Consider the following 23,863-nt stretch of genomic DNA (forward strand, 5'->3'; position numbering starts at 1 on the left):
TGAAGTAGATGGCGTACTTATCCTTGCGCACGACACCATTGCGCTGGATCACTCGGGTGACCCTGCTGACGAATAGCGAAATACAGCGCTGGTGTGTCTTGCCCGCCACTGCTACCCACAGTGGAGATGGACTCACCGGCTTTTACCACGTCACCCGCAGACTTCAGCAGCGTCTGGTTGTGACCATAAAGACTCAAAAAACCGTTGCCGTGGTCGAGAATCACCAGCAGCCCGGCGCCTCGCAGCCAGTCGGCGAACACCACGCGACCGCCATGCACGGCGTGCACCTGGCTGCCGGCGGAGGCGCTGATCATCACGCCGTCCCACTTGGTGCGGGCGTCGTCGCCACGGGTTTCGCCAAAGCGTGCCAGCAGTCGACCATCAACTGGCCAGGGAAGTTTTCCCCGGCTTGAAGCAAAGGGGCCACCAAAGGTCTCGCCTGAACTTGAAACCAGTGCGCCGGGTGTCGATTTAACGGGTTTGCGTGGGGCGTCAGTGGCGTCTGCATCTGCTGCAGCCTGAGCCTCACGTAAACGCTTTTTTTCGGCTTCCTGCTGGGCGATCAGCGCTTTTTGCCGCGCTTCTTCTGCCTCACGGGCCTGACGGGCCAGGGTTTCTTCAATGGTTTTAAGGACTTTAGACAGGTCTGCCTGATCCTGCTCGCGGGCTGCCAGCTTCTGATCGCGGGCCTTCACGTCGTCGCTGAGTTTGGCCAGGACTTGCTGGCGCTCCTTGCGGACTTTGTCGAGTTCGTCGCGCTGGCTGTCGAGGCTGCTTTTCTGCACCAGCAATTGCGCCTGTTGCATGGCGATGTCTTTTTCGACATTAGCCAGTTGGCGCAGGGTTTCGTTGAAATTCTTCAGCTGCTCCAGGCGGGCCTGGCTCAGGTAGTCGTAATAGGTGAGGGTGCGGGCGAATTTTTCCGGGTTCTGCTGGTTGAGCAGCAGCTTCAAGTACTCCTGACGGCCGTTCTGATAGGCCGCGCGGGCCTGAATGGCGATCAGTCGCTGCTGTTCAATCCGCGCGCTCTGGAGTTTTTTTTTCTCGGCATCGAGTCGCTGCAGCTCGGATTCGCTTTTCTTCAGCTCTTTTTGCAGGGCGTCGACCTGCTTCTCGAGCTTGCCCATCTCGGTCTCGGTGCCTTTGAGGTCTTTTTGCACACCGGATTTTTCTTCCTGGAGCTTGCCCAGCAGTTTTTTCAGCTCGGCAATGTCCTGACGCGTGGCGTCCAACTGTTGTTGGGTTTGCGCGCGCTCGTCAGCAAAGGCCGGTTGGAGCAGGCATGTCAGAGCAAGGGCTATCAGGACGCGAAGCATAGAGGCGGGCGACACCAGGGAAAGGGACGGCCTAGTATGCCCGCCAAGCGCTGCAAAAAAAACGCCCAATTGGGGCTGTGTGATAACCGGAGCAGAGTTACCTCTGAAAACACTCCAAAACCAATGTGGGAGCGAGCTTGCTCGCGATGGCGCCATAACATTCAACGTAGATGTTGACTGTCAGATTGCTATCGCGAGCAATCGAGCGTCGACCGGCTGCTCCCACAGGGTTTAGCGGCGTTTGTTAGGCCGGATTACACCAGAATCGACGTGCCGGTCATCTCAGCTGGTTTCTCAAGATCCATCAACATCAGCATGGTCGGTGCCACATCCGCCAGCACGCCGCCGTCGCGAACCTTGAAGTCACGCTTGCCAACATAGATGAACGGCACCGGTTCGGTGGTGTGGGCGGTATGTGCCTGGCCGGTGGATTCGTCGGCCATTTGCTCGACGTTGCCGTGGTCGGCAGTAATCAGCGCTTCACCGCCGACTTTTTCCAGGGCATCGACGATGCGGCCAACACACAGGTCGAGGCATTCAACGGCCTTAACGGCTGCGTCGAACACGCCGCTGTGGCCGACCATGTCGCCGTTGGCGTAGTTGACCACGATCACGTCGTAACGCTGGTTTTCGATGGCATCGACGATGCGGTCGGTGACTTCCGGGGCGCTCATCTCGGGCTGCAAGTCATAGGTGGCGACTTTTGGCGACGGGATCAGGATGCGTTCTTCGCCCGGGAACGGTTCTTCACGGCCGCCGGAGAAGAAGAAGGTCACGTGGGCATACTTCTCGGTTTCGGCGATGCGCAGCTGGGTCTTGCCATTTTTCGCCAGGTAGTCGCCCAGCACATTATCCAGGCTGCCCGCGGCGAAGGCCGATGGTGCAGGAATGCTGGCGGCGTACTGGGTCAGCATGACGAATCCGGCCAGTTTCGGCTGGCGGGCACGTTCGAATTCCTTGAAATCGTCTTCGACGAACACGCGGGTCAGTTCACGGGCGCGGTCGGCGCGGAAGTTCATGAACACCACGGCGTCGCCGTCTTCGACTTTCACCGGCTCGCCGATGGAAGTGGCTTTGACGAATTCGTCGCTCTCGCCACGTTCATACGCGGCTTGCAGGCCTTCCTGTGCGGTGGCAGCGTTGAATTCGCCGTTGCCGTCGACAATCAGGTTGTAAGCCTGGGACACGCGGTCCCAACGGTTGTCGCGGTCCATGGCGAAGTAACGGCCAACAATGCTGGCGATCCGGCCTTTGCCGAGGGCCTGGAAGGCCGCATCCAGCAGTTCGATGGACGACTGGGCGCTTTTCGGCGGTGTGTCGCGACCATCAAGGAAGGCGTGCAGATAGATTTTTTCGGCGCCGCGCTTGAAAGCCAGTTCAGCCATGGCAACCAGGTGATCCTGGTGGCTGTGAACGCCGCCATCGGACAGCAGGCCCATGAAGTGCACGGCTTTGCCGGCAGCGACGGCTTTATCGACAGCGGCGCAGATGGTCGGGTTCTCGAAGAACTCGCCGTCGCGGATCGATTTGGTCACGCGTGTGAAGTCTTGATACACCACGCGGCCGGCGCCGAGGTTCATGTGGCCGACTTCGGAGTTGCCCATCTGGCCGTCCGGCAGGCCGACGTCCATGCCGCTGCCCGAGATCAGGCCGTTCGGCACGGTGGCCCACAGACGGTCCAGTACGGGCTTCTTCGCCGCAAAGATGGCGTTGGATTCAGGGCTCTCACTGTGACCGAAGCCGTCGAGAATAATCAGGACCAAAGGTTTAGGCGTGGTAGTCATGGATTCCACTCGTGGCTGAGTTAAAAGAGGGCGATGGAAAAGGGAGTGGCAGTTTAAAGCTAAGTTCCGACGGCGTCACCGCCGGACGGGGTTTGGCCCACCATAGTGGCTGTGTATACTGGCCGACATTTTAACGCCCTGGAACCTCCTTCGATGGTTGCTCACCTGATTGAATTTGCCACTAACCACTATCTGCTCGTCGGTATCTTCGTCGTACTGCTGGCGTTGCTGATCGCTTATCAGATGCAAGGCGGCGGTCGCAGCCTGAGCACCGGTGAACTGACCGGACTGGTCAACAAGGACGCGGGCGTTGTGATCGACATTCGTTCGACCAAGGACTTCGCCGCCGGTCACATTGTTGGCGCGGTGAACATTCCTCACGACAAACTGACCGCTCGCGTCGGCGAACTGGAAAAGCACAAGGCCAAGACCATCATCCTGGTCGACGCCATGGGCCAGACTGCCGGCACGCATGCCCGCGAACTGATGAAGTCCGGCTTCACCGCCGCCAAGCTCTCCGGCGGTATTTCCAGCTGGAAAGGCGACAACCTGCCGCTGGTGAAGTGATATGAGCAACGTCGTCGTCTATTCCAGCGATTACTGCCCTTACTGTTCGCGAGCCAAGTACCTGCTCGAGAACAAAGGCGTGGCCTTCGAAGAGATCAAGGTCGATGGCAAGCCGCAGGTGCGTGCCGCCATGGCTCAGAAGGCCGGACGTACGTCCGTGCCGCAGATCTGGATCGGCAGCACCCACGTGGGTGGTTGTGATGATTTGTTCGCCCTTGAGCGCGCCGGCAAGCTCGACGCCATGCTCAAGGCCTGAATGCCTTCCCTATAAGACCCCAAGATCAGAAAGGATCTGAGATGACTGACCAACAGAACACTGCAGCTAGCGAAGAAGAAACCGCACCGCAATTCTCCTTGCAGCGCATCTACGTACGTGACTTGTCCTTCGAAGCCCCGAAAAGCCCGGCCATCTTCCGCCAGCAGTGGGAACCGAGCGTCGGTCTGGATCTGAACACCCGTCAAAAGGCTCTGGAAGGCGACTTCCACGAAGTCGTGCTGACCTTGTCCGTGACCGTGAAAAACGGTGAAAACGGCGAAGTGGCGTTCATCGCTGAAGTGCAACAGGCCGGGATCTTCCTGATCAAGAACCTCGACGACGCTTCGATGAGCCACACCCTCGGCGCGTTCTGCCCGAACATCCTGTTCCCGTACGCTCGCGAAACCCTGGACAGCCTGGTCACCCGCGGTTCGTTCCCGGCCCTGATGCTGGCCCCGGTGAACTTCGACGCGCTGTACGCACAAGAACTGCAACGCATGCAGGCTGCGGGCGAAACCCCAACCGTGCAATAAGCGGTCCTGAGTCAAAGCAAGTCCAATGTGGGAGCGGGCTTGCTCGCGAAAGCGGTTGATCATTCAACATTGATGTTGACTGACACGACGCCTTCGCGAGCAAGCCCGCTCCCACATTTGTTATGCGGTGTTATTTAAAACCGAGCTGGCGCCAGCCTTCGTAGACGGCGACCGCCACGGTGTTCGACAGGTTCAGGCTGCGGCAGCCTTCACGCATCGGCAGGCGCAGGCGCTGTTCGCCGGGCAGGGCATCGAGTACTTCCGCCGGCAAACCACGGCTTTCCGGGCCGAACAGGAATGCATCGCCCTCGGCGAAGCTGGCATCGTGGAACGGCCGCGAGCCCTTGGTGGTGAAGGCGAACAGCCGAGGATGACCGAGGCTTTCCAGACAGCTGGCGAGGTCTGCGTGGCGTTGCAGGGTGGCATACTCGTGGTAATCGAGGCCGGCCCGGCGCAGACGCTTGTCGTCCATCTCGAAGCCCAGCGGTTCGATCAAATGCAGGTGGCAGCCACTGTTGGCGCACAGCCTGATAACGTTGCCGGTATTCGGCGGAATTTCTGGTTGGAAAAGGATGACGTGAAACATGCACGGCTCCGAAGGTAAAGATGAGCGGCATTCTACGCCTGAAGCGGACCCGCGTTCGAAGCTATTCCCGCGAGTGATGGCTTCGCTGGCGATTGTCGGGGTGATGGTAGGGCTGATGATCGGTCGCCTGACCACGCCCGACCCCAGCGAATTGCAGCAGGTCGAGGTGACGAACGACGGGTTGGTGGTGTGGTTCAACAACGAACCCAAGGCTCACGGCGAGTTCGTCGACGGTAGCCTCGCGTTGCTGTTCGAGGCTGAAGGCAAGGCGCAGAAAGGTCAGCTCAAAATCAACGACAAGAGCGTGAACTGGCGCGTGCGTTTGAGTGATGGGGGGTTGTTGCTGACGGTGGTGGCGGCTCGGCCACTGCAGGGCGAGTGGGCCGGTAGCGAGGTCGATGACCGCTGGCGGCTGGAGATCCATCTCCGAGAGCAATAAAAGAGGGAATCCCCGGCCTGCCTGTACCAAGGTCCCCAAAACGGGAGGGCTCGCGCATTGCGTCGTGAGCCCGGTGTAAAGAAGGAACCCCTGACCTGCCTGTATCAAGGGCCCCAAAACTGCTTGGGCTCGTCGCAAGTGCGGTGTGAGCCCGATGTAAAGAGGGGAATCCCCGGCCTGCCTGTACCAAGGTCCCCGAAACCGGGTAGTGAACTGAATCACTGAATGGACTATTGCAGGGGGCGTGCCAGGTTTTAACAAGTTGAAACAGAATGTCGCGCAGAAACGTCGAAAGCCCCGTATTCCGGGGCTTTCGTGTTTTTTCGATAGGGGTTCGATTGCGAAAGCCGGCGGGATTTCGGATCTGTTGCCGTGCGCGATTGCGGTTCACGGTGCATTCAGTCGGTGCACGATGGCCCCAAAAGCATCGCGAGCAAGCTCGCTCCCACAGGGTTCAGGGGGTTCACTCAATCGTGAAAACACTGAAATCCACTGTGGGAGCGAGCTTGCTCGCGATTGGATGTAACTGTCGGCGAAGAGCTAAAGGCTGCTTAGCCTTCTTCCCCTTCATCATCATCCCCACCATCAACCTTCATCCCCAATTCCTTGATCTTGCGAGTCAGGGTATTACGCCCCCAGCCCAGCAAAACGGCGGCATCGCGGCGGCGGCCGGCGGTGTGTTTGAGGGCGGTTTCGATCATGATCCGCTCGAACGCCGGTACAGCGCTGTCCAGCAGGCTCGACTGGCCACGGGCCAACGCCTGATCGGCCCACTGGCGCAGCGCTTGCTCCCAGTTGGTCACTGGCGCCGAATCCTGCGGCAGGTTCAGCAGCTCCGGCGGCAGGTCGCTGATGTGCACTTCGCGACCCGAAGCCATCACCGTGATCCAGCGGCAGGTGTTCTCCAGCTGGCGCACGTTGCCGCCCCACGGCAGGTTCTTCAGGTATTCCTCGGTTTCGCTTTTCAGCAGCTTTGGCTCCACCGCCAGTTCTTGCGCGGCGCGGCTGAGGAAGTGCTTGGCCAGGGTGGGGATGTCTTCGCGACGGTCCGACAACCGTGGAATGTGGATGCGGATCACGTTGAGGCGGTGGAACAAGTCCTCACGGAATTTCCCGGCGTGCACCAGGGTTTCCAGATTCTGGTGAGTCGCGGCGATGATTCGCACATCGACCTTCACCGGCACATGACCGCCGACGCGATAGAACTCGCCGTCCGCCAACACCCGCAGCAAGCGGGTCTGGGTGTCTGCCGGCATGTCGCCGATTTCATCGAGGAACAGCGTGCCGCCGTCAGCCTGTTCAAAACGCCCGCGTCGCAGGTTGGCCGCGCCGGTGAACGCGCCTTTCTCATGGCCGAACAGCTCGGATTCCATCAGGTCTTTCGGGATTGCCGCCATGTTCAGCGCAATGAACGGCGAAGCCGCCCGTGGGCTGTGACGGTGCAGCGCGTGTGCCACCAACTCTTTACCGGTACCGGATTCGCCGTTGATCAGTACAGTGATGTTGGAGTGGCTCAAGCGCCCGATGGCGCGAAACACTTCCTGCATCGCCGGTGCTTCACCGATGATTTCCGGGGTGCGGGTCAAGGCGACCGGGACTTCCAGGCCTTGCTGTTCCTGGGCGTGCTGGTTCGCGCGTTTGACCAGCGACACCGCTTCGTCGACGTCGAACGGCTTGGGCAGGTATTCAAACGCGCCGCCCTGATAGGACGCGACAGCGCTGTCCAGATCGGAGTGAGCGGTCATGATGATGACCGGCAGCCGTGGGTGTTGTTCGCGAATCCGCGCCAGAAGGTCCAGACCGCTGGCACCCGGCATACGGATGTCGGAGATGATCACGTCCGGCTGCTGGCGCGCCAGGCGGCTCATCACGCCATCGGCGCTGTCGAAGCTTTGCGTGGTCATGCCTTCTTGCTGCAAGGCTTTTTCCAGGACCCAACGGATAGAACGGTCGTCATCGACGATCCACACGGTTTCACTACGGCTCATGTCGATGTGGCTCCTTGTTCCAGTGGCAGAAAGATCGAGAAGGTGGTGTGGCCTGGATGGCTGTCACATTCGATCAGGCCCTGGTGCTGGCTGATGATGTTCTGGGTAATGGCCAGACCCAGCCCGGTACCGTCCGGACGGCCGCTGACCATGGGAAAGAAGATGGTTTCTTGCAAGTCCGCGGGAATGCCCGGGCCGTTGTCGATGATTTCGATCTTGGTCACCAGGCGATGGCGCACGTGGCCGATGGTGAACTGCCGCATGGCGCGGGTACGCAGGCTGATGCGGCCCAGGCGCAGCTCGTTCTGGCTGCTGATGGCCTGCATCGCATTGCGCACGATGTTCAGCACGGCCTGAATCATCTGTTCGCGGTCGATCAACACGTCGGGAATGCTTGGGTCGTAGTCGCGCACCAACGTGATGCAGCCCTGGCTTTCGGCCTCCACCAGATGACAAACGCGTTCCAGAACTTCGTGGACGTTGCACATCGCCAATGACGGCAGCTTATTGGAACCGAGCATGCGATCGACCAGATTGCGCAGGCGGTCGGCCTCTTCAATGATCACGTTGGTGTAGTCGCGCAGGCTTTCTTCCGGCAGTTCGCGGGCGAGCAATTGCGCCGCGCCGCGAATCCCGCCGAGAGGATTCTTTATTTCGTGAGCGAGGCCGCGCACCAGCATCTTGCTGGTTTCCTGCTTCGACAACTGCGCCTCTTCCTTGGTGATTCGCAGCAAGCGGTCACGGGGGTGGACTTCCAGCAGCAGCATCGTGGCGCCGTTGGCCAGGATCGGGGTTACCGCGTAGTCGACGGTCAGCGTCTGGCCGGTGAGGGCGGTGAGCATCGCTTCGCGCTTGGTGAACGGGTGTGCCTGCTCGACCGCCTGGCGCAGGGAGTTCAGCGCCTCGGGAGATTCGGTGAACAACTCGCTGATGAACTGCCCATGGCTACGCTGGCCGCTGATGGCCAGAAGCATCTCCGCCGCCGGGTTCATGTACTCAAGGCGCAGTTCGGCGTCGAGCAGAATGGTGGCGGTGGTCAGGTTGTCGAGTAGCAATCGATGCAGTGCGTCGCTAATGGTCATCAGGACCTCTTTTGGAGCAGGGCGCGCGCATGAATAAAGCGCTGATACGAGGAAAATGCAAAAACCAAACCAAGGCTCCGAAAAGAAGCGTTTAAGGCCTGAAACGGGCGTTTGACGCTCGTTTGCGTGGCGTTCTGCAAGCTTTGACGGGTACTTTCGAACCAAAATGGGTTGGGATGTGAGTACGGTGCAACCAATTGCACCAATATAGTGCGCAAACCTGAACGGCGTTAGAAGAAGCGCAGGAAGGGATTTTTTTCTTCTACGGGTTTGTCTTTGAGCGGGCATTCCGGCCGTTGGCCGTAATCGGGGAGGGCGCAGGGTTTGACCTGACGCTTCTGTGCGAGGGAGATGCGCAGCATGTGGAACGGCTGGTTGGCGGTGCGCTCGACCGTGCGGCCCTGCTCGTCGAGGATTTCCACGGCGAGGTAATGGCTGCCGCGATCAATGTTGCTCAGGGCGAATACCGGGCTCAGGCCGGGATCTGCGGTAGGTTGGCCGTCGAGTAGCAATCGGTAGCGATGGCCTCGCTGCAGGCCGGGTTCGCTGGTGACGCTGACGATAATCTCGCCAGCACTACTGCGGACCGTGGCGTCTGGCTCCGGCACCAGGACTCTCAGCATGTCGTAGTGGAACAGTGGTTTTGTTTCGGCCTTCTTACCAGCCGTCACCGGTGCTGCGCCGCCAGGGTTGGCGGACATGCGATTGCTCGTTGCCAGCGGCACGCGCTTGGCATTGCCGGAGCCTGGCTGGTCGGTGTAGACCCGATTGCCCTGAGCGTCGACGTAGGTGAACACCTCGGCCGTCACCGGCAGGGCGATCAAGCAGGTGATCAGCAGCCACAGCCTCACGGCTTATGCACCCGTTGTACGGTGAACGTCTCGGTGGGACTTTGTTGAACGATGTTTTCCCCGTCGATCACCTGTACAGCAAGGCTGTGTGTGCCGCGGTCAATATTGACCAGTTGCAGGATCGGCACGTTGCTCGGCTGGCCGTAAGGTTGATCGTCCAGCAACAGCCTGAGCAGATGAGGGCCTTGCAGGCGGGGTTTGATCAGCACGTTGACGGTGAAGGTGCCATTGTTGGCACGCAGTGCTTCGGTGGTGGGTAAGTTGGTCAGCTCCAGCACCTCGTAAGCGCTGCGCGGCTGTTCGCGGCTGGTGGCTTCGACAGGTGGCGCAGAAGGGGCTTGGGGCTCAACCCTGTTAAGCGGTGGTAACTCGACCGGTTGAGCCTTCACGCCATCGGGCGGTTGATTGCTGTAGGCGGTGTTGCCGTCGGCGTCGGTGTACTTATAGATCTGCGCGGCGGCGGGCAGGGCGATCAACAGCAACATCAGTAGAAAACCACGACCCATAAAATCGACCAGAAACAAAAGCGTTGAGGTGCAGCATAGGTCAGGCGCGGCGATTGTCCCAAGTTGTAAACATTTGGGCATGGTTTAACGAGGTCCATCAAGCACCGTAAATACCTGTGGGAGCGAGCTTGCTCGCGATAGCGGTTTCTCATTCAACATTGATGTTGGCTGATCCGCCGCCATCGCGAGCAAGCTCGCTCCCACAGGGGTTTATTGCAGCCGTTGAATCGCGCCCACAAAAAAAGGCCTCCCGAACGAAGGAGGCCTCTTTTTTGTCACGCCGCTTGCGCAGGCGCTACTGGATCAGCAGCTGTAGTACAGCTCGTATTCCAGTGGGTGTACGAAGGTACGTACTTTGATTTCTTCTTCGCTTTTCAGAGCGATGTAAGCGTCGATGAAGTCGTCGCTGAAAACGCCGCCTTTGGTCAGGAACGCACGACCTTTGTCCAGCTCTTCCAGGGCTTCTTTCAGGCTGCCGCAAACTTGTGGGATCTCTTTCGCCTCTTCAGGCGGCAGGTCGTACAGGTTTTTGTCAGCAGCATCGCCAGGGTGGATCTTGTTCTGGATACCGTCCAGGCCGGCCATTACCAGGGCAGCGAAGGCCAGGTACGGGTTAGCTGCTGGATCCGGGAAGCGGGCTTCGATACGACGAGCGCGAGGGCTGGACACGTAAGGAATACGGATCGAAGCGGAACGGTTGCGAGCCGAGTAGGCCAGCATTACCGGAGCTTCGAAACCTGGGACCAGACGCTTGTAGGAGTTGGTCGACGGGTTGGTGAAACCGTTCAGCGCTTTACCGTGCTTGATGATGCCGCCGATGAAGTACAGAGCGGTGTCGGACAGGCCGGCATAGCCTTCGCCAGCGAAGGTGTTCTTGCCATCTTTGGCGATGGACAGGTGAACGTGCATACCCGAACCGTTGTCGCCGTACAGTGGCTTAGGCATGAAGGTCGCGGTGCGGCCGTATGCATCAGCAACGTTGTGTACGCAGTACTTCAGGGTCTGAACTTCGTCAGCCTTGGCCACCAGGGTGTTGAACTTCACACCGATTTCGTTCTGGCCAGCAGTTGCCACTTCGTGGTGGTGAACTTCGATGACCAGGCCCATTTCTTCCATGGCGTTGCACATGGAGGTACGGATTTCGTGGTCGTGGTCGAACGGCGGAACCGGGAAGTAGCCGCCTTTGACGCCTGGACGGTGGCCTTTGTTGCCGCCTTCCACGTCCTGGTCGGACATCCACGAACCTTGTTCGGAGTAGATCTTGAACATCGAGCCGGAGATATCGGACTTGAACTTCACTTCGTCGAAGATGAAGAATTCAGGCTCTGGACCAACAAATACGGTGTCGCCGATACCGGTCGACTTCAGGTATTCCTCGGCACGCTTGGCGATCGCACGTGGGTCACGGTCGTAGCCTTGCATGGTCGAAGGCTCGATCACGTCGCAAACCAGGATCAGGGTTGGTTCTTCGGTGAACGGGTCGAGAACGGCAGTGCTGTCGTCCGGCATCAGGATCATGTCGGAGGCTTCGATGCCTTTCCAGCCGGCGATGGAGGAACCGTCGAACATTTTGCCTTCTTCGAAGAAAGCTTCATCCAGCGCGTCGCGAGCCGGCATGGTCACGTGGTGCTGAGTGCCTTTGGTGTCCGTGAAGCGCAGATCAATCCACTTGACGTCATGATCTTTGATGAGTTGAACCGACTTCGACATAGTGTCCTCCGGGTGGCTTCGGGCTTAGTAGTGGATGCCCTTAGAATGTGGGTGATGCCGGCGCGAATACTCTGCCAAGGCAACCTGCCTCACAAGGGAGCAAATTGCATGCCAGTGCCCCACCATGGGTTTTTTGCCCCAATTTCTCGCTTATAAAGGTGCAAAGCGCAGCAAAGCTGGAAATAGCGCCCCGTAATGTAGCGTCAAATCCAACAAATGACCCGTTTTGGTGCGCGCAAAACCTTCTGCACATTAACTGGTTAAACCTTGAGCAATTTCCGCTATAATCCGCGCCCCCCTTTTTCGGCTGGCCCAGCGCGCGCTGTTTTCATGAAACTAATCGTAAAAGTCTTTCCCGAGATCACCATCAAGAGCCGCCCGGTACGGATGCGTTTCATCCGCCAGTTGGCCAAAAACATCCGTACCGTGCTCCGCGACCTGGACCCGGCTGTGGTGGTGAACGGTGTGTGGGACAATCTCGAGCTGGAAACCCGCGTCAGCGAGCCCAAAGCCCTGAAGGAGATGACCGAGCGCCTGAGCTGCATGCCGGGCATCGCGCATTTCCTGCAGGTCGACGAATACCCGCTGGGCGACTTCGACGACATCGTCGCCAAGTGCAAGCAGCACTTCGGTGATGCGTTGGCCGGGAAGATCTTTTCGGTGCGCTGCAAGCGTGCCGGCAAGCACGAATTCAGTTCGATGGACGTCGAGAAATACGTCGGCAGCCAACTGCGTCGTCAGTGCGGCGCCGCCGGAATCTCGCTGAAAGAGCCGGAAATCGAAGTTCGCCTCGAAATTCGCGACAAACGGTTGTTCGTGATCCACAGCCAGCACAACAGCATCGGCGGTTATCCGCTGGGTGCCCTGGAACAGACACTTGTGCTGATGTCCGGCGGCTTCGATTCCACCGTCGCCGCTTACCAGATCATGCGCCGCGGGCTGATGAGCCATTTCTGCTTCTTCAATCTGGGCGGGCGAGCCCATGAACTGGGCGTCATGGAAGTCGCGCATTTCATCTGGAAGAAGTACGGCAGCTCCCAACGCGTGTTATTTGTCAGTGTGCCGTTCGAGGAAGTACTGGGAGAAATTCTCGGTAAAGTCGATAACAGTCATATGGGCGTAGTTTTGAAGCGTATGATGTTGCGCGCTGCTTCCCGTATTGCCGATCGGCTGGAGATCGATGCGCTGGTCACCGGCGAAGCGATTTCCCAGGTGTCGAGCCAGACGCTGCCGAACCTGTCCGTGATCGACTGCGTGACCGACAAGCTGGTCTTGCGTCCGCTGATCGCCAGTCACAAGCAGGACATCATCGACCTGGCCAACGAAATCGGTACTGCCGACTTCGCCAAGCACATGCCGGAATACTGCGGGGTCATCTCGGTGAACCCCAAGACCCACGCCAAGCGTCCACGCGTGGAGTACGAAGAACAACAGTTCGACATGGCAGTACTTGAGCGTGCGCTCGAGAACGCCAAACTGGTGCCGATCGATCGTGTGATCGACGAATTGGGCCAGGACTTGCAGATCGAAGAAGTCAGCGAAGCGCTGGCTGGTCAGATCGTCATCGACATCCGTCACCCGGATGCCGCTGAAGACGACCCGCTGGGCCTCGTTGGCATTGAGGTACAAACGATGCCGTTTTATGCATTGAACGCTCGTTTCAAGGAACTGGACCCTACTCGCCAGTACCTGCTGTATTGCGACAAAGGCGTGATGAGTCGCCTGCATGCCCACCATTTGCTCAGTGAGGGGCATGCCAATGTGCGCGTTTATCGACCGAGCTAAGTGCCCGGGGCTGTTTGCCTGTGGCCTGCGTCACCGGCCCCCCGACGCCGCCGTCAAGCTGTAACGGCTTTGCCGGACTCTACTGTTAATCGCTGCCAAGACTTGTCAGCACACCGAATCCTCTGATCGAGATACACAAGTGATCGAAAATCTACGCAACATCGCCATCATTGCTCACGTTGACCATGGTAAGACCACCCTGGTAGACAAACTCTTGCGTCAATCCGGCACCCTGGAGCGCAACGAGCTCAACGACGAGCGCGTGATGGACTCCAACGACCAGGAGAAAGAACGCGGTATTACCATTCTGGCGAAAAACACCGCCATCAACTGGAACGGCCACCACATCAACATCGTGGACACCCCGGGCCACGCCGACTTCGGCGGCGAAGTTGAACGCGTAATGTCGATGGTTGACTCCGTTCTGCTGCTGGTTGACGCTCAAGACGGCCCTATGCCGCAAACCCGTTTCGTGACCAAGAAGGCTTTCGAAGCCGGCCTGCGTCCAATCGTGGTCATCAACAAGGTTGACCGTCCAGGCGCGCGTCCGGACTGGGTTCTGGACCAGATCTTCGACCTGTTCGACAACCTCGGTGCTACCGAAGAACAGTTGGACTTCAAAGTCGTCTACGCCTCGGCCCTGAACGGCATTGCCGGTCTGGAACACACCGACATGGCTGAAGACATGACCCCGCTGTACCAGGCGATCATTGACCACGTACCGGCTCCACAAGTTGACCGTGACGGTCCGTTCCAGATGCAAATCTCGGCACTGGACTACAACAGCTTCCTGGGTGTTATCGGCGTTGGCCGTATCGCCCGTGGTCGCGTCAAGCCGAACACTCAAGTTGTGGCTATCGACGCCGACGGCAAGCGCCGTAACGGTCGTATCCTGAAGCTGATGGGTCACCACGGTCTGCACCGTATCGACGTTGACGAAGCAGCTGCCGGCGACATCGTCTGCGTCAGCGGCTTCGACCAGCTGTTCATCTCCGACACTCTGTGCGACCCACTGAACGTCGAAGCGATGAAGCCGCTGACCGTTGACGAACCAACCGTTTCCATGACCTTCCAGGTTAACGACTCGCCGTTCTGCGGTCGTGAAGGCAAGTTCGTCACCAGCCGTAACATCAAAGAGCGTCTGGACAAAGAACTGCTCTACAACGTTGCCCTGCGCGTTGAAGAAGGCGACACCGCCGACAAGTTCAAAGTCTCCGGCCGTGGTGAGTTGCACCTCTCGGTACTGATCGAAACCATGCGTCGCGAAGGCTTCGAAATGGGTGTTGGTCGTCCGGAAGTGATCATCCGCATGGTTGACGGCGTCAAGCACGAACCGTACGAAAACGTGACCATCGACCTGCCAGAAGAATCGCAAGGTTCGATCATGGAACAGATCGGTATCCGTAAAGGCGACCTGACCAACATGGTTCCGGATGGCAAGGGCCGTGTGCGCCTTGAGTACAACATCCCGGCTCGTGGCTTGATCGGTTTCCGTAACGAGTTCCTGACCCTGACCTCCGGTGCAGGCATCCTGACCTCGATCTTCGACCGTTACGACGTGATGAAGTCCGGCGACATGTCCGGCCGTCAGAACGGCGTGCTGGTTTCGGTTGCTACCGGTAAGGCTCTGACTTACTCGCTGGAAACCCTGCAAGCTCGCGGCAAACTGTTCCTGGGTCACGGTGAAGACGTGTACGAAGGTCAAATCGTCGGCATCAACAGCCGCGACAACGACTTGGGCGTTAACCCAACCAAAGGCAAGAAGCTCGACAACATGCGTGCCTCGGGTAAAGACGAAACCATCGCTCTGGTTCCGCCTATCCGTTTCACCCTGGAACAAGCTCTTGAGTTCGTGCAAGAAGACGAACTGTGCGAAGTCACTCCTAAGTCCATCCGTCTTCGTAAGAAGATCCTGGGCGAAAGCGAGCGTACCCGCGCTGCCAAGAAAGCCGGTAACTGAGTTTCGACTTAGTTAGCTGCTAAAAAAACGCCCCCGACCGCAAGGTCGGGGGCGTTTTTGTTTGTCTGGGGGTTGTGCGGTGTTTGTTCCGGCCCCTTCGCGAGCAAGCCCGCTCCCACATTGGATCTGCGTCGTTCACAGAACCAATGTGGGAGCGGGCTTGCTCGCGAAGGCGGACGGTCAGCCGCCGAAGAACTCAGCGACGATCAGAACTTCTCGAGGGTCCGACGGCTCTCGCTGGTCTCACGCGCCATTTCTTTCGGCTTATACGCGCAATACCCCGGCCGCGGCCCGATTTTCGGGTGGTTGCGGCAAGTATCCGGGCGCTTTTCATAAATAGTGCACAGACGGCTCTTACGATCCAGGTACAGGCAATCGTTGTTGCTCATGCGCTGAAGGGTGAAGATCTCGGACTTCTGGTTGTAACGCTCGACGATCCCTTCCTTCTGCAAACGCTTGGCGATGTTCTTCGGCGGCTCGCCGCGCTCGAACTCATCGACGATGCCGATACGGATCAGATCCTTGATCTTGACCTCGACCGGCAGGGTGCAGCAGCTGGAAACGCACGAACCACACATCGGGGCGGAGTACTTGGCCCAGGTATCGAGGCGATCGATCTCCGCGGCGGCGATCAGGTTGGACTTCATCATCGGTTGTTACCAGCGTGCATCAGGGCGCGCGATCATACCGGGACTGGTGGATTTTTGAACAACCTTTCGCCAGATTTTTTTCGTATTCCGCCCAATAACACCTGTAACCCGGCACGGCACCTGCATTCTTTCCGGTGCGCGACAAGGTAATGTCGATCTATCTCACACTAACGGGAAAAACTGCCGAACCAGAGTTCCAACGGCCTGTCAGACCGTCTAGGCTCAACAACTCCACGCTCGCTCGAGGTCCTATCGATGACTCAAGAACCACTTGTTCGCGAAGCAGAGGTGGCCGCATTCCGCGACGCCGTCTTGACCAAACTCACCTACGCGGTGGGCAAAGACCCGGATCACGCCTTCGACCACGACTGGTTCGAAGCCATTGCCCTGGCGGCGCGCGATCACATGGTCGAGCACTGGATGGACCACACCCGGCAGATCTACCGCAAAGGTCAAAAGCGGGTTTATTACCTCTCCCTTGAATTTCTGATCGGCCGTCTGCTCTACGACAGCCTGAGCAACCTTGGCCTGCTGGATGTTGCCCGCGAGGCCCTGACTGAGCTCGGCGTCGACCTTGAACGCATCCGCCTGCTGGAACCCGACGCAGCGCTGGGCAACGGCGGCCTCGGTCGTCTGGCCGCGTGCTTCATGGAAAGCATGTCGACCCTCGGCATTGCCGGCCACGGTTACGGCATTCGTTATGAACATGGCTTGTTCCGCCAGGCCATCGTCGACGGCTGGCAGCAGGAACAGACCGAACACTGGCTGGATTTCGGTAACCCTTGGGAGTTTGAACGGCCAGAGGTCGTTTACCCGATCGGTTTCGGTGGCAGTGTCGAAACCGTCACCGACGAAGCGGGCAAGTCCAAGCAAGTCTGGACGCCAGCAGAAACCGTTCGCGCGATTGCGTATGACACGCCGGTCGTCGGCTGGCGCGGGGCGAGCGTTAACACGCTACGCCTGTGGCGCGCCCGGGCCATGGAAGATTTGCACCTGGAACGCTTCAACGCCGGCGACCACTTGGGCGCCGTGGCAGAAGTCGCCCGGGCCGAAAGTATTTCCCGGGTGCTCTACCCGGCGGACAGCACCGAAGCGGGCCAGGAACTGCGCCTGCGTCAGGAGTATTTCTTCGTCGCCGCGTCCTTGCAGGACTTGCTGCGCCGTCATCGCAACATGCACACCTCGGTCCTGACCCTGGGCGATCATGCTGCGATCCAGCTCAACGACACCCACCCCTCGATTGCCGTGGCCGAGCTGATGCGTCAACTGGTCGATGTCTATGACGTCGCGTGGGATGCGGCGTGGCAAGTCACCGTCGACACGCTGTCCTACACCAACCACACGCTGCTGCCGGAAGCGCTGGAAACCTGGCCGGTCGGTTTGATGGAGCGGATGCTGCCGCGGCACATGCAGATCATTTATTTGATCAACGCCCAGCACATCGATTCGCTGCGGGCCAAGGGTATCCATGACTTCGAGGTGCTGCGCGCGGTATCGCTGATCGAGGAAGACAACGGTCGCCGCGTGCGCATGGGCAACCTGGCGTTCCTTGGCTCCCACAGCGTCAACGGCGTGTCCGGCCTGCATACGCAACTGATGCGCAAAACGGTGTTTTCCGAACTGCACAACCTCTACCCGGACCGGATCAACAACAAGACCAACGGCATCACCTTCCGCCGCTGGCTCTACCAGGCCAACCCGGAGCTGACCTCGATGATGGTCGACGCGCTTGGCCCCGATCTGCTGGACAACCCCGAAGAACGTTTGCTCGGCCTGGAACCGTTCGCCGAGAAAGCCGCGTTCCGCAAGGCGTTCGCCGAGCAGCGCCTGCACAGCAAGAAAGCCCTGGCGTACATCATTCATGAGCGGCTTGGCGTTGCGGTCAACCCGGCCGCGATGTTCGACGTGCAGGTCAAACGGATCCACGAATACAAACGTCAGTTGCTCAACCTGTTGCACACCGTTGCGCTGTATCAGGCGATTCGCGCCGAGCCGGAAATCGATTGGGTGCCGCGGGTGAAGATCTTCGCCGGCAAGGCGGCGGCCAGTTATCACCAGGCCAAGCTGATCATCAAACTGACCAACGACATCGCCCGGGTGGTGAACAACGACCCGACCGTGCGCGGTTTGCTGAAAGTGGTGTTCTTGCCCAACTACAACGTCAGTCTGGCGGAAAGCATCATTCCAGCAGCGGATTTGTCGGAGCAGATTTCTACCGCCGGCTTCGAAGCGTCTGGTACCAGCAACATGAAGTTCGGCCTGAACGGCGCGCTGACCATCGGCACCCTGGACGGGGCGAACGTGGAAATGTGCGAGCGCATCGGCGTCGAGCACATGTTCATCTTCGGCCTCAGCGCTCAGCAGGTTGAAGCGCGCAAGCAGAACCATGAGTTCAACGCGACGCCTGATATTGCCGCATCCCATCGGCTTAATGACGTGCTTCAAGCGATACGCGGCGGGGTGTTCTCGCCGGATGATCCGTCCCGTTACACAGGATTGATCGATTCGCTGATCGACTACGATCGCTTCCTGGTCTGCGCCGATTTCGACTCTTACTGGGAAGCGCAGATGCGGGTAGAAGCCCATTGGCACGATTCGAAGGAATGGTGGCGTTCGGCGGTGTTGAGCACCTCCAGGATGGGCTGGTTCTCCTCTGACCGGACCATTCGCGAATACGCCACGGATATCTGGAAAGCGTTGGAGTAAGCCTTCGCTCGGATCGATATACTGGCGCCCCGGGAAAGATCGCAGCCTTCGGCAGCTCCTACAGTCAGCGTTCACCTAACATTGGGTAAACGTGGGCGGTGTAGGAGCTGGCGAAGGCTGCGATCTTTGCTGTACGGGCTGCGCTAATCTTCTTGGATTGGCCACTGCGCTTAGGGATATCGACCATGCAATGGATGTTCATGCTGATTGGCTTGGTGCTGGGTTGGGTACTCGACGAGTCGTTCAGTGATGCGCTGTTGGGCGCGCTGCTCGGGTTGGGTATTGGCCAGGCCGTTCGCATCGGTCGCTTGGGTTCACAGGCTGTCGAGCAGCGCCGGCTGCTTGAACAGGCGCAGGTGGCGCTGAAGGCGGTCGAGCAACGTCTGGCATTGCTGGAGGTGTCAGGCGTCAAGGCGTCGCAAACCAGCGAGCCAGTTGTCAGCGAAGCCGCTGCACCTCCTGAATTCATTCTCGACGAAATCCCTGTCGAGACCCCGGAGCTGATCTGGGAACTCCCTCCCGAACTGGAGCCGATCACCGCGGCAGCCGCCGAAAGCAGCCGTCCAGCGCCCGTCGATGCCTGGAAACCCGAGCCGGTCGCCCGCGAGCCGCAACAACCCGCTACCCCACGTGCCCCGAACTTCATCGACCGCGCCATCAGTGGCGCCCGCAACTGGCTGTTCGGCGGCAACACCGTGCTGCGGGTCGGTGTGGTGCTGTTGTTTCTCGGTCTGGCCTTCCTGTTGCGTTACGCCACCGAAGGCATGGTGGTGCCGATCGAGTTGCGTTACGCCGGAGTTGCGGCGGCGGCATTGGGGCTTCTGGGGCTGGGTTGGTGGCTTAGAACACGCAACAGCAATTACGCGTTGATGTTGCAGGGCACCGGGATCGCGGTGTTGTACCTGACCGTGTTTGCCGCGATGCGCCTGCATCCGCTGCTCGATCCTACGGCGGCGTTAGGCCTGCTGGTCGCGGTGACGGTGTTCTCGGCGATCCTCGCCATCACCCAGGATGCCTTGGGCCTGGCTGCCGCTGCAGCGTTGGGCGGTTTTGCCGCGCCGATCCTGACCTCCACCGGTGCCGGCAACCATGTCGCGCTGTTCAGCTACTTCGCCTTGCTCAACGCCGGCATCCTCGCCATCGCCTGGTTCAAGGCCTGGCGGCTGCTTAACCTGATCGGTTTCGTCGGCACCTTCGGCATCGGTTTCGCCTGGGGCCTGCGTTCCTATTACCCGGAACTGCTGTGGAGCACCGAGCCGTTCCTGATTGTGTTTTTCCTGATGTACCTGGCCATTGGTCTGCTGTTCGCCCGGCGCAAGTTGCTGGAAATGAGTGACGCACCCGAGGACGGCAGTCGTGAAGCGCTGCTGCATTGGTCGGCGCGCAAGGGCGATTATGTCGACGGCACGATGCTGTTCGGTCCTCCGTTGGTGGGCTTCGGTTTGCAGTTCGCATTGGTCCAGCACTTGGAATTCGCTGCAGCCTTCAGCGCGTTGGCGTTGGGCATGATTTACATGGGGCTGGCGCGGTTGTTGATGGGCGGACGAGCGTTGCTGCTGGCGGAAACCTGTCTGGCGCTGGGGGTGATCTTCGCCAGCCTGGCGATTCCGTTGGGGCTCGATGCACGCTGGACTGCTGCTGCCTGGGCCGTCGAAGGCGCCGGCATCTTCTGGCTCGGCCTGCGTCAGCAACGACCGCTGGCCCGAGCCTTTGCCTTGCTGCTGCAACTGGGCTCGGCGCTGGCGTTTATCAGCGAACTGCGGATCGGTGAAAGCAGCCTGCTCGACGGTGCGCCGCTCGGTGCGTTGATGCTCGGCGTGGCGTTGTTGTTCAGCTTCTACCAGTTGCGCAAAGCCTTGCCCGAGCAGACATCGGAATGGGAGCGCAAAGGGCTGCCGGTGTTGGCTTGCCTCGGTCTGACCTTCCTCTATCTGCTGGCGCCGTTGTTCTTCTTCACTCACGGCACGGCGATCAGCTGGGCGCTTGCGGGGTTGGCGACGTTGTTTGTTGGCTTGCGTCTGCAATCGCGCACGTTCCTGTTCACTGCGTTCGCCGTGCAGTTGCTCGGCGGTGCGTTGTTCCTGATGCGGCTACAGGGTTCGAGCGGTGAGTCTGGCGCCGTGTTCAACGCGGGTTGGAGCGGCCTGCTGAGCGCGTCGTTGATCGGCCTGGCGCTGATCGCTGGCATGTTGCTGGCGGCGCGCGACGAGATGGTCCGAAGCGATGTGCGATTGCTGCGCGGCTTGTCGGTGGTGCTGCTGGCCGGTCTGGTGTTGATCAATCTGGCGGTGCTGTTCGTCCTGCCTTGGCAAACGGCGAGTGCGGTATGGGCGGCCAGCGGTCTGCTCATCATCTGGCTGAGTCTGTACCTCAAGCAGCGCGTGAGTTTTGTCTTCGGCTTGCTGTTGCAGGTCATCGGCGGCGCGGCGTTCCTGATGGCCGGGCCTGATTTGCTCGGACCGCTTGCGAGCGAAGGATTGACGCCTCTGGCTCATAGCGGTTTCTGGACGCCGCTGGTGTTGGGTTTGGCTGCGATGGTTGGCGCCTGGCGCTTGCAGCTCGGCAACCATGCCTCGGCCTTCGATGGGCTGAGTTTGCAGCGTTTGTCCGAAGTGCTGCTGGTGTGGGGTGCTGGTTGGTGGGCGCTGGCGTGGGTCAGTGAAGTGCTGCGCTTCGCACCGTTGAATCTGCAAGCGACGTTGTTGCTGGCCGTTGCTGCGCTGAGCGTTGCGCTGTGGACAGTCTTGGCGCTACGCCTGAAATGGTCGTCGCTGGGCTTGCTCTGCACCTTGCTGATGCCTGCGGCCGGTTTGGTGTTGCTGGCTGCGTGGCACTCGCGTTATCACCCGGCGGCCAACGTCGGTTGGCTGGCATGGGCGGCCGTGTTTGTTGTGCATTTCATCTCCCTGCGGCGATTGGCGCCGATGTTGCCGGCGCGCGCCCTCAGTGCCGCGCACGTGCTCGGCTGCTGGCTGTTGATCGGCGTGTTGGCCCTGGAACTGCGTTACGGCTTGCTGCTGTTGTCCGAGCAGTACAACGCCTGGCGCTGGTTGGGTTGGGCGATTCTGCCGAGCCTGTATCTGGTGCTGATGGCGGCACCCCGTGCCTGGCCATGGCCGGTGTCGGCTTATTCGCGCGAATACCGCATGTACGCGGCGGCACCGCTGGCGTTGCTAATGCTCGGCTGGTTCTGGCTGGCGAACGTCGTCAGCGACGGCACCGCCGAGCCGTTGCCTTACGTGCCGCTGATCAACCCGCTGGAGTTGGGTCTGCTGTTTGCGCTGTTCGGTGTCTACGTGTGGTCCCGCAGCGCCGTGACGCAACTGGCGATTCGCAAGGACTATGCCGAACACGCCACGCAACTGATCGCTGGCGCATCGCTGTTTGTGTTCTTTACTGCGCTGGTGATGCGCACGGCCCATCATTGGGGCGGTGTGCCGTTCGAACTGGATGCGTTGCTCGAGTCCATGCTGGTGCAGGCCGGTCTGTCCATCGTCTGGACCTTGATGGCCCTGAGTCTGATGATCGGCGGCCATCTGCGTCATCGCCGCGAAGTCTGGCTGATCGGTGCGGGGCTGATCGGTGTGGTGGTGGCCAAACTGTTCTTTGTCGAATTGAGTAACCGCGGCGGACTCGCCCGAATCGTCTCGTTTATCGGCGTTGGCGTGTTGCTGCTGGTGGTGGGCTATTTCGCCCCGTTGCCGCCCAAGCGCGTCGAGGCTGTGCCGGAGGCTGAAAAACCGGCCCCGCAAACCGAAGGAGTGTCGTTTTGAGTCAGAAGCTGAACCTTGTCTGGTTGGGCGTTGTTGCGTTGGGCGTGGCGCTGTCGGCCAGTGCTCAGGAAAAACTGGCGGACTTCGCCACGCAGGTGCCGTTGTCGGTCAGTGGTGAAGGTCCGTGGTATCGCCTCGAATTGCCGTTGAGCGTGCAATTGAATGCGCGGCAAACCGATCTCAGCGATGTGCGCGTGTTCAATGCCGCCGGTGAGGCTCAGGCGTATGCCTTGGCGCGCGCGCCGGCGCAGACCAGCGAAAACCGCACCCTGACCGACGTGAAATGGTTTCCTCTGTACAACTCGGCGGACTCCACCGAGCACGCACCGAGCGTGCGGGTGCAATCGAGCGCCAACGGCACGCTGGTCGAAGTGCAGCCGTCCAGTCAGCTGGAGGCGGGCGAAGAAATGCTGCGGGGCTGGTTGCTCGACGCCAGCAGCATCAAAGCACCGTTGCAGCAGTTGATCCTCGACTGGACCAGCGAGCGCGACGGTTTCCAGCGTTTCACCATCGAGGCCAGCGACGACCTGCAGCATTGGCAGTCGTGGGGCGAAGGGCAGGTGGCACGCCTGACGTTTGCCGACGAGCGGGTCGAGCAACATGAAGTCGCCCTTCCGGGTCAGTCGGCCCGTTATCTGCGCTTGCTGTGGAGCACGCCGCAATCGGCCCCGACGTTGACCTCGGCGCAACTGCAAAGCGCCAAGACCCGCAGCCTGCCGCTACCGCTTGTCTGGTCGCAACCGCTGGCCGGCAGCAGCGTGAAGGCCGGTGAATACACCTGGCAATTACCCATGGGGCTGAATGTCGAGCGCTTGCAGGTCGAGTTGAGCCAGACCAACAGTTTGGCACCCGTAACCTTGTCCGGTCGTCGGGAAAGCAGCTTGCCGTGGCAGCCGCTGAGCAGCGGTTTGCTTTATCGCCTGACCCAGAGTGGCCAGGACGTGGTGCAAAACGAATTGCAGCTGTCGGGGCAAACCGTACAGCAGTTGAAGCTGACGGTGGACGAGCGCGGCGGTGGTCTGGGTGCCGAGGCACCGACTGTGCGATTCGCCGTGCGCTCCATTCAATTGGTGTTCCTGGCGCGCGGGGCGGGGCCTTATACGCTCGCGCTGGGAAGTGCCACGGTGAAGGCGGCGAACCTGCCACTGTCGACGTTGATTCCGGATTACAGCGCTGCAAAGTTGGCGACTTTGGGCAAGGCTACGGTCGAAGGCGCGGCGGTGGCCACGCCAGCGTCGACCGTGACAACGGCTGCGACGATGGACACAAGCTGGAAGAAGTTCGGGTTGTGGGCGGTGTTGCTGCTCAGCGTTTTGGTTCTGGGCGCGATGGCGTTCAGTCTGTTGCGCAAGCCTGCTACCAAATCCTGAG

The 23,863-nt window shown here is 59.8% G+C and carries 18 protein-coding genes; 9 read left to right on the forward strand and 9 right to left on the reverse strand.

Annotation, left to right across the window (positions count from 1 at the left end):
• Nucleotides 1-17: 17 nt before the first annotated feature.
• On the reverse strand, nt 18-1,316 hold the full coding sequence (locus E3W21_RS10445; RefSeq protein WP_056745475.1) for a murein hydrolase activator EnvC: 1,299 nt from the start codon (nt 1,314-1,316) through the stop codon (nt 18-20).
• A gap of 254 nt (nt 1,317-1,570) precedes the next feature.
• Nucleotides 1,571-3,100, reverse strand: coding sequence for a 2,3-bisphosphoglycerate-independent phosphoglycerate mutase (gpmI, locus tag E3W21_RS10455; RefSeq protein ID WP_134419600.1), 1,530 nt, complete (start codon nt 3,098-3,100; stop codon nt 1,571-1,573).
• Between the two features lie 153 nt (nt 3,101-3,253).
• Between gpmI and E3W21_RS10460 the strand changes: the two genes are divergently transcribed.
• Genes E3W21_RS10460 through secB form a run of 3 tightly spaced genes read left to right on the forward strand, consistent with a single transcriptional unit; the run spans nt 3,254 to nt 4,456 of the window.
• Nucleotides 3,254-3,667 (forward strand): rhodanese-like domain-containing protein, encoded by a 414-nt coding sequence (locus E3W21_RS10460; protein WP_008149429.1) that lies wholly within the window; start codon nt 3,254-3,256, stop codon nt 3,665-3,667.
• A 1-nt stretch (nt 3,668) separates the two neighbouring features.
• On the forward strand, nt 3,669-3,923 hold the full coding sequence (grxC, locus tag E3W21_RS10465; protein ID WP_008149430.1) for a glutaredoxin 3: 255 nt from the start codon (nt 3,669-3,671) through the stop codon (nt 3,921-3,923).
• A 41-nt stretch (nt 3,924-3,964) separates the two neighbouring features.
• Nucleotides 3,965-4,456 (forward strand): protein-export chaperone SecB, encoded by a 492-nt coding sequence (gene secB / locus E3W21_RS10470; RefSeq protein ID WP_027922165.1) that lies wholly within the window; start codon nt 3,965-3,967, stop codon nt 4,454-4,456.
• Between the two features lie 130 nt (nt 4,457-4,586).
• Here secB and E3W21_RS10480 read toward each other — a convergent pair whose 3' ends face one another.
• A complete protein-coding gene (locus E3W21_RS10480) occupies nt 4,587-5,042 on the reverse strand; it encodes a tRNA (cytidine(34)-2'-O)-methyltransferase (protein ID WP_007949025.1) in 456 nt (151 codons plus the stop codon).
• Between E3W21_RS10480 and E3W21_RS10485 the strand changes: the two genes are divergently transcribed.
• Nucleotides 5,041-5,481: a hypothetical protein gene (locus E3W21_RS10485; protein WP_046052179.1), complete on the forward strand. Its 441-nt coding sequence runs from the start codon at nt 5,041-5,043 to the stop codon at nt 5,479-5,481. The two genes, E3W21_RS10480 and E3W21_RS10485, sit on opposite strands and share 2 nt — an antisense overlap.
• Nucleotides 5,482-6,032: 551 nt before the next feature.
• Here E3W21_RS10485 and ntrC read toward each other — a convergent pair.
• From ntrC to glnA, 5 genes are all read right to left on the reverse strand, one after another.
• Complete coding sequence (ntrC, locus tag E3W21_RS10490; protein WP_046052178.1) at nt 6,033-7,469, reverse strand: nitrogen regulation protein NR(I); 1,437 nt, start codon at nt 7,467-7,469, stop codon at nt 6,033-6,035.
• Nucleotides 7,466-8,551 (reverse strand): nitrogen regulation protein NR(II), encoded by a 1,086-nt coding sequence (gene glnL / locus E3W21_RS10495; RefSeq protein ID WP_134419602.1) that lies wholly within the window; start codon nt 8,549-8,551, stop codon nt 7,466-7,468. Before glnL ends, ntrC begins: the two co-directional genes overlap by 4 nt.
• A gap of 230 nt (nt 8,552-8,781) precedes the next feature.
• Nucleotides 8,782-9,402, reverse strand: a complete 621-nt coding sequence (locus E3W21_RS10500; RefSeq protein WP_134419604.1) for a DUF4124 domain-containing protein — start codon at nt 9,400-9,402, stop codon at nt 8,782-8,784.
• Nucleotides 9,399-9,908, reverse strand: a complete 510-nt coding sequence (locus E3W21_RS10505; RefSeq protein WP_134419606.1) for a DUF4124 domain-containing protein — start codon at nt 9,906-9,908, stop codon at nt 9,399-9,401. The genes E3W21_RS10500 and E3W21_RS10505 overlap by 4 nt, the downstream gene beginning before the upstream one ends.
• Nucleotides 9,909-10,211: 303 nt before the next feature.
• Nucleotides 10,212-11,618, reverse strand: coding sequence for a glutamate--ammonia ligase (gene glnA, locus E3W21_RS10510; protein ID WP_046045568.1), 1,407 nt, complete (start codon nt 11,616-11,618; stop codon nt 10,212-10,214).
• Between the two features lie 330 nt (nt 11,619-11,948).
• Between glnA and thiI the strand changes: the two genes are divergently transcribed.
• Both thiI and typA read left to right on the forward strand, forming a co-directional pair.
• On the forward strand, nt 11,949-13,403 hold the full coding sequence (gene thiI / locus E3W21_RS10520; RefSeq protein WP_134419610.1) for a tRNA uracil 4-sulfurtransferase ThiI: 1,455 nt from the start codon (nt 11,949-11,951) through the stop codon (nt 13,401-13,403).
• A 139-nt stretch (nt 13,404-13,542) separates the two neighbouring features.
• Nucleotides 13,543-15,363, forward strand: coding sequence for a translational GTPase TypA (gene typA, locus E3W21_RS10525; protein WP_129439249.1), 1,821 nt, complete (start codon nt 13,543-13,545; stop codon nt 15,361-15,363).
• A 206-nt stretch (nt 15,364-15,569) separates the two neighbouring features.
• Here the strand turns inward: typA and E3W21_RS10530 are convergent, their stop codons facing one another.
• Nucleotides 15,570-16,013, reverse strand: a complete 444-nt coding sequence (locus E3W21_RS10530) for a YkgJ family cysteine cluster protein (RefSeq protein ID WP_129439247.1) — start codon at nt 16,011-16,013, stop codon at nt 15,570-15,572.
• A gap of 255 nt (nt 16,014-16,268) precedes the next feature.
• On the opposite strand from E3W21_RS10530, the gene E3W21_RS10535 reads away from it, so the two are divergent.
• The 3 genes from E3W21_RS10535 (at nt 16,269) to E3W21_RS10545 (ending at nt 23,862) form a co-directional block, all read left to right on the forward strand.
• The gene (locus E3W21_RS10535) at nt 16,269-18,719 is read left to right on the forward strand and encodes a glycogen/starch/alpha-glucan phosphorylase (protein ID WP_134419612.1); all 2,451 of its coding nucleotides are present in this window, start codon (nt 16,269-16,271) and stop codon (nt 18,717-18,719) included.
• 185 nt (nt 18,720-18,904) lie between these two features.
• Entirely contained in the window at nt 18,905-22,492 is a 3,588-nt protein-coding gene (locus E3W21_RS10540; RefSeq protein WP_134419614.1) for a DUF2339 domain-containing protein, read from the forward strand.
• A complete protein-coding gene (locus tag E3W21_RS10545) occupies nt 22,489-23,862 on the forward strand; it encodes a DUF3999 domain-containing protein (RefSeq protein ID WP_134419616.1) in 1,374 nt (457 codons plus the stop codon). The genes E3W21_RS10540 and E3W21_RS10545 overlap by 4 nt, the downstream gene beginning before the upstream one ends.
• Nucleotide 23,863 lies beyond the last annotated feature (1 nt).

The sequence above is a fragment of the Pseudomonas sp. F01002 genome, assembly GCF_004402115.1.
GTDB lineage: Bacteria > Pseudomonadota > Gammaproteobacteria > Pseudomonadales > Pseudomonadaceae > Aquipseudomonas > Aquipseudomonas frigoris.

Excerpts from the sequence above, each read along its gene's own strand:
- E3W21_RS10445 (WP_056745475.1), bottom strand. The coding sequence starts at position 1,316 with ATGCTTCGCGTCCTGATAGCCCTTGCTCTGACATGCCTGCTCCAACCG.
- gpmI (WP_134419600.1), bottom strand. The coding sequence starts at position 3,100 with ATGACTACCACGCCTAAACCTTTGGTCCTGATTATTCTCGACGGCTTC.
- E3W21_RS10460 (WP_008149429.1), top strand. The coding sequence starts at position 3,254 with ATGGTTGCTCACCTGATTGAATTTGCCACTAACCACTATCTGCTCGTC.
- grxC (WP_008149430.1), top strand. The coding sequence starts at position 3,669 with ATGAGCAACGTCGTCGTCTATTCCAGCGATTACTGCCCTTACTGTTCG.
- secB (WP_027922165.1), top strand. The coding sequence starts at position 3,965 with ATGACTGACCAACAGAACACTGCAGCTAGCGAAGAAGAAACCGCACCG.
- E3W21_RS10485 (WP_046052179.1), top strand. The coding sequence starts at position 5,041 with ATGCACGGCTCCGAAGGTAAAGATGAGCGGCATTCTACGCCTGAAGCG.
- E3W21_RS10480 (WP_007949025.1), bottom strand. The coding sequence starts at position 5,042 with ATGTTTCACGTCATCCTTTTCCAACCAGAAATTCCGCCGAATACCGGC.
- ntrC (WP_046052178.1), bottom strand. The coding sequence starts at position 7,469 with ATGAGCCGTAGTGAAACCGTGTGGATCGTCGATGACGACCGTTCTATC.
- glnL (WP_134419602.1), bottom strand. The coding sequence starts at position 8,551 with ATGACCATTAGCGACGCACTGCATCGATTGCTACTCGACAACCTGACC.
- E3W21_RS10505 (WP_134419606.1), bottom strand. The coding sequence starts at position 9,908 with ATGGGTCGTGGTTTTCTACTGATGTTGCTGTTGATCGCCCTGCCCGCC.
- glnA (WP_046045568.1), bottom strand. The coding sequence starts at position 11,618 with ATGTCGAAGTCGGTTCAACTCATCAAAGATCATGACGTCAAGTGGATT.
- thiI (WP_134419610.1), top strand. The coding sequence starts at position 11,949 with ATGAAACTAATCGTAAAAGTCTTTCCCGAGATCACCATCAAGAGCCGC.
- E3W21_RS10530 (WP_129439247.1), bottom strand. The coding sequence starts at position 16,013 with ATGATGAAGTCCAACCTGATCGCCGCCGCGGAGATCGATCGCCTCGAT.
- E3W21_RS10535 (WP_134419612.1), top strand. The coding sequence starts at position 16,269 with ATGACTCAAGAACCACTTGTTCGCGAAGCAGAGGTGGCCGCATTCCGC.
- E3W21_RS10540 (WP_134419614.1), top strand. The coding sequence starts at position 18,905 with ATGCAATGGATGTTCATGCTGATTGGCTTGGTGCTGGGTTGGGTACTC.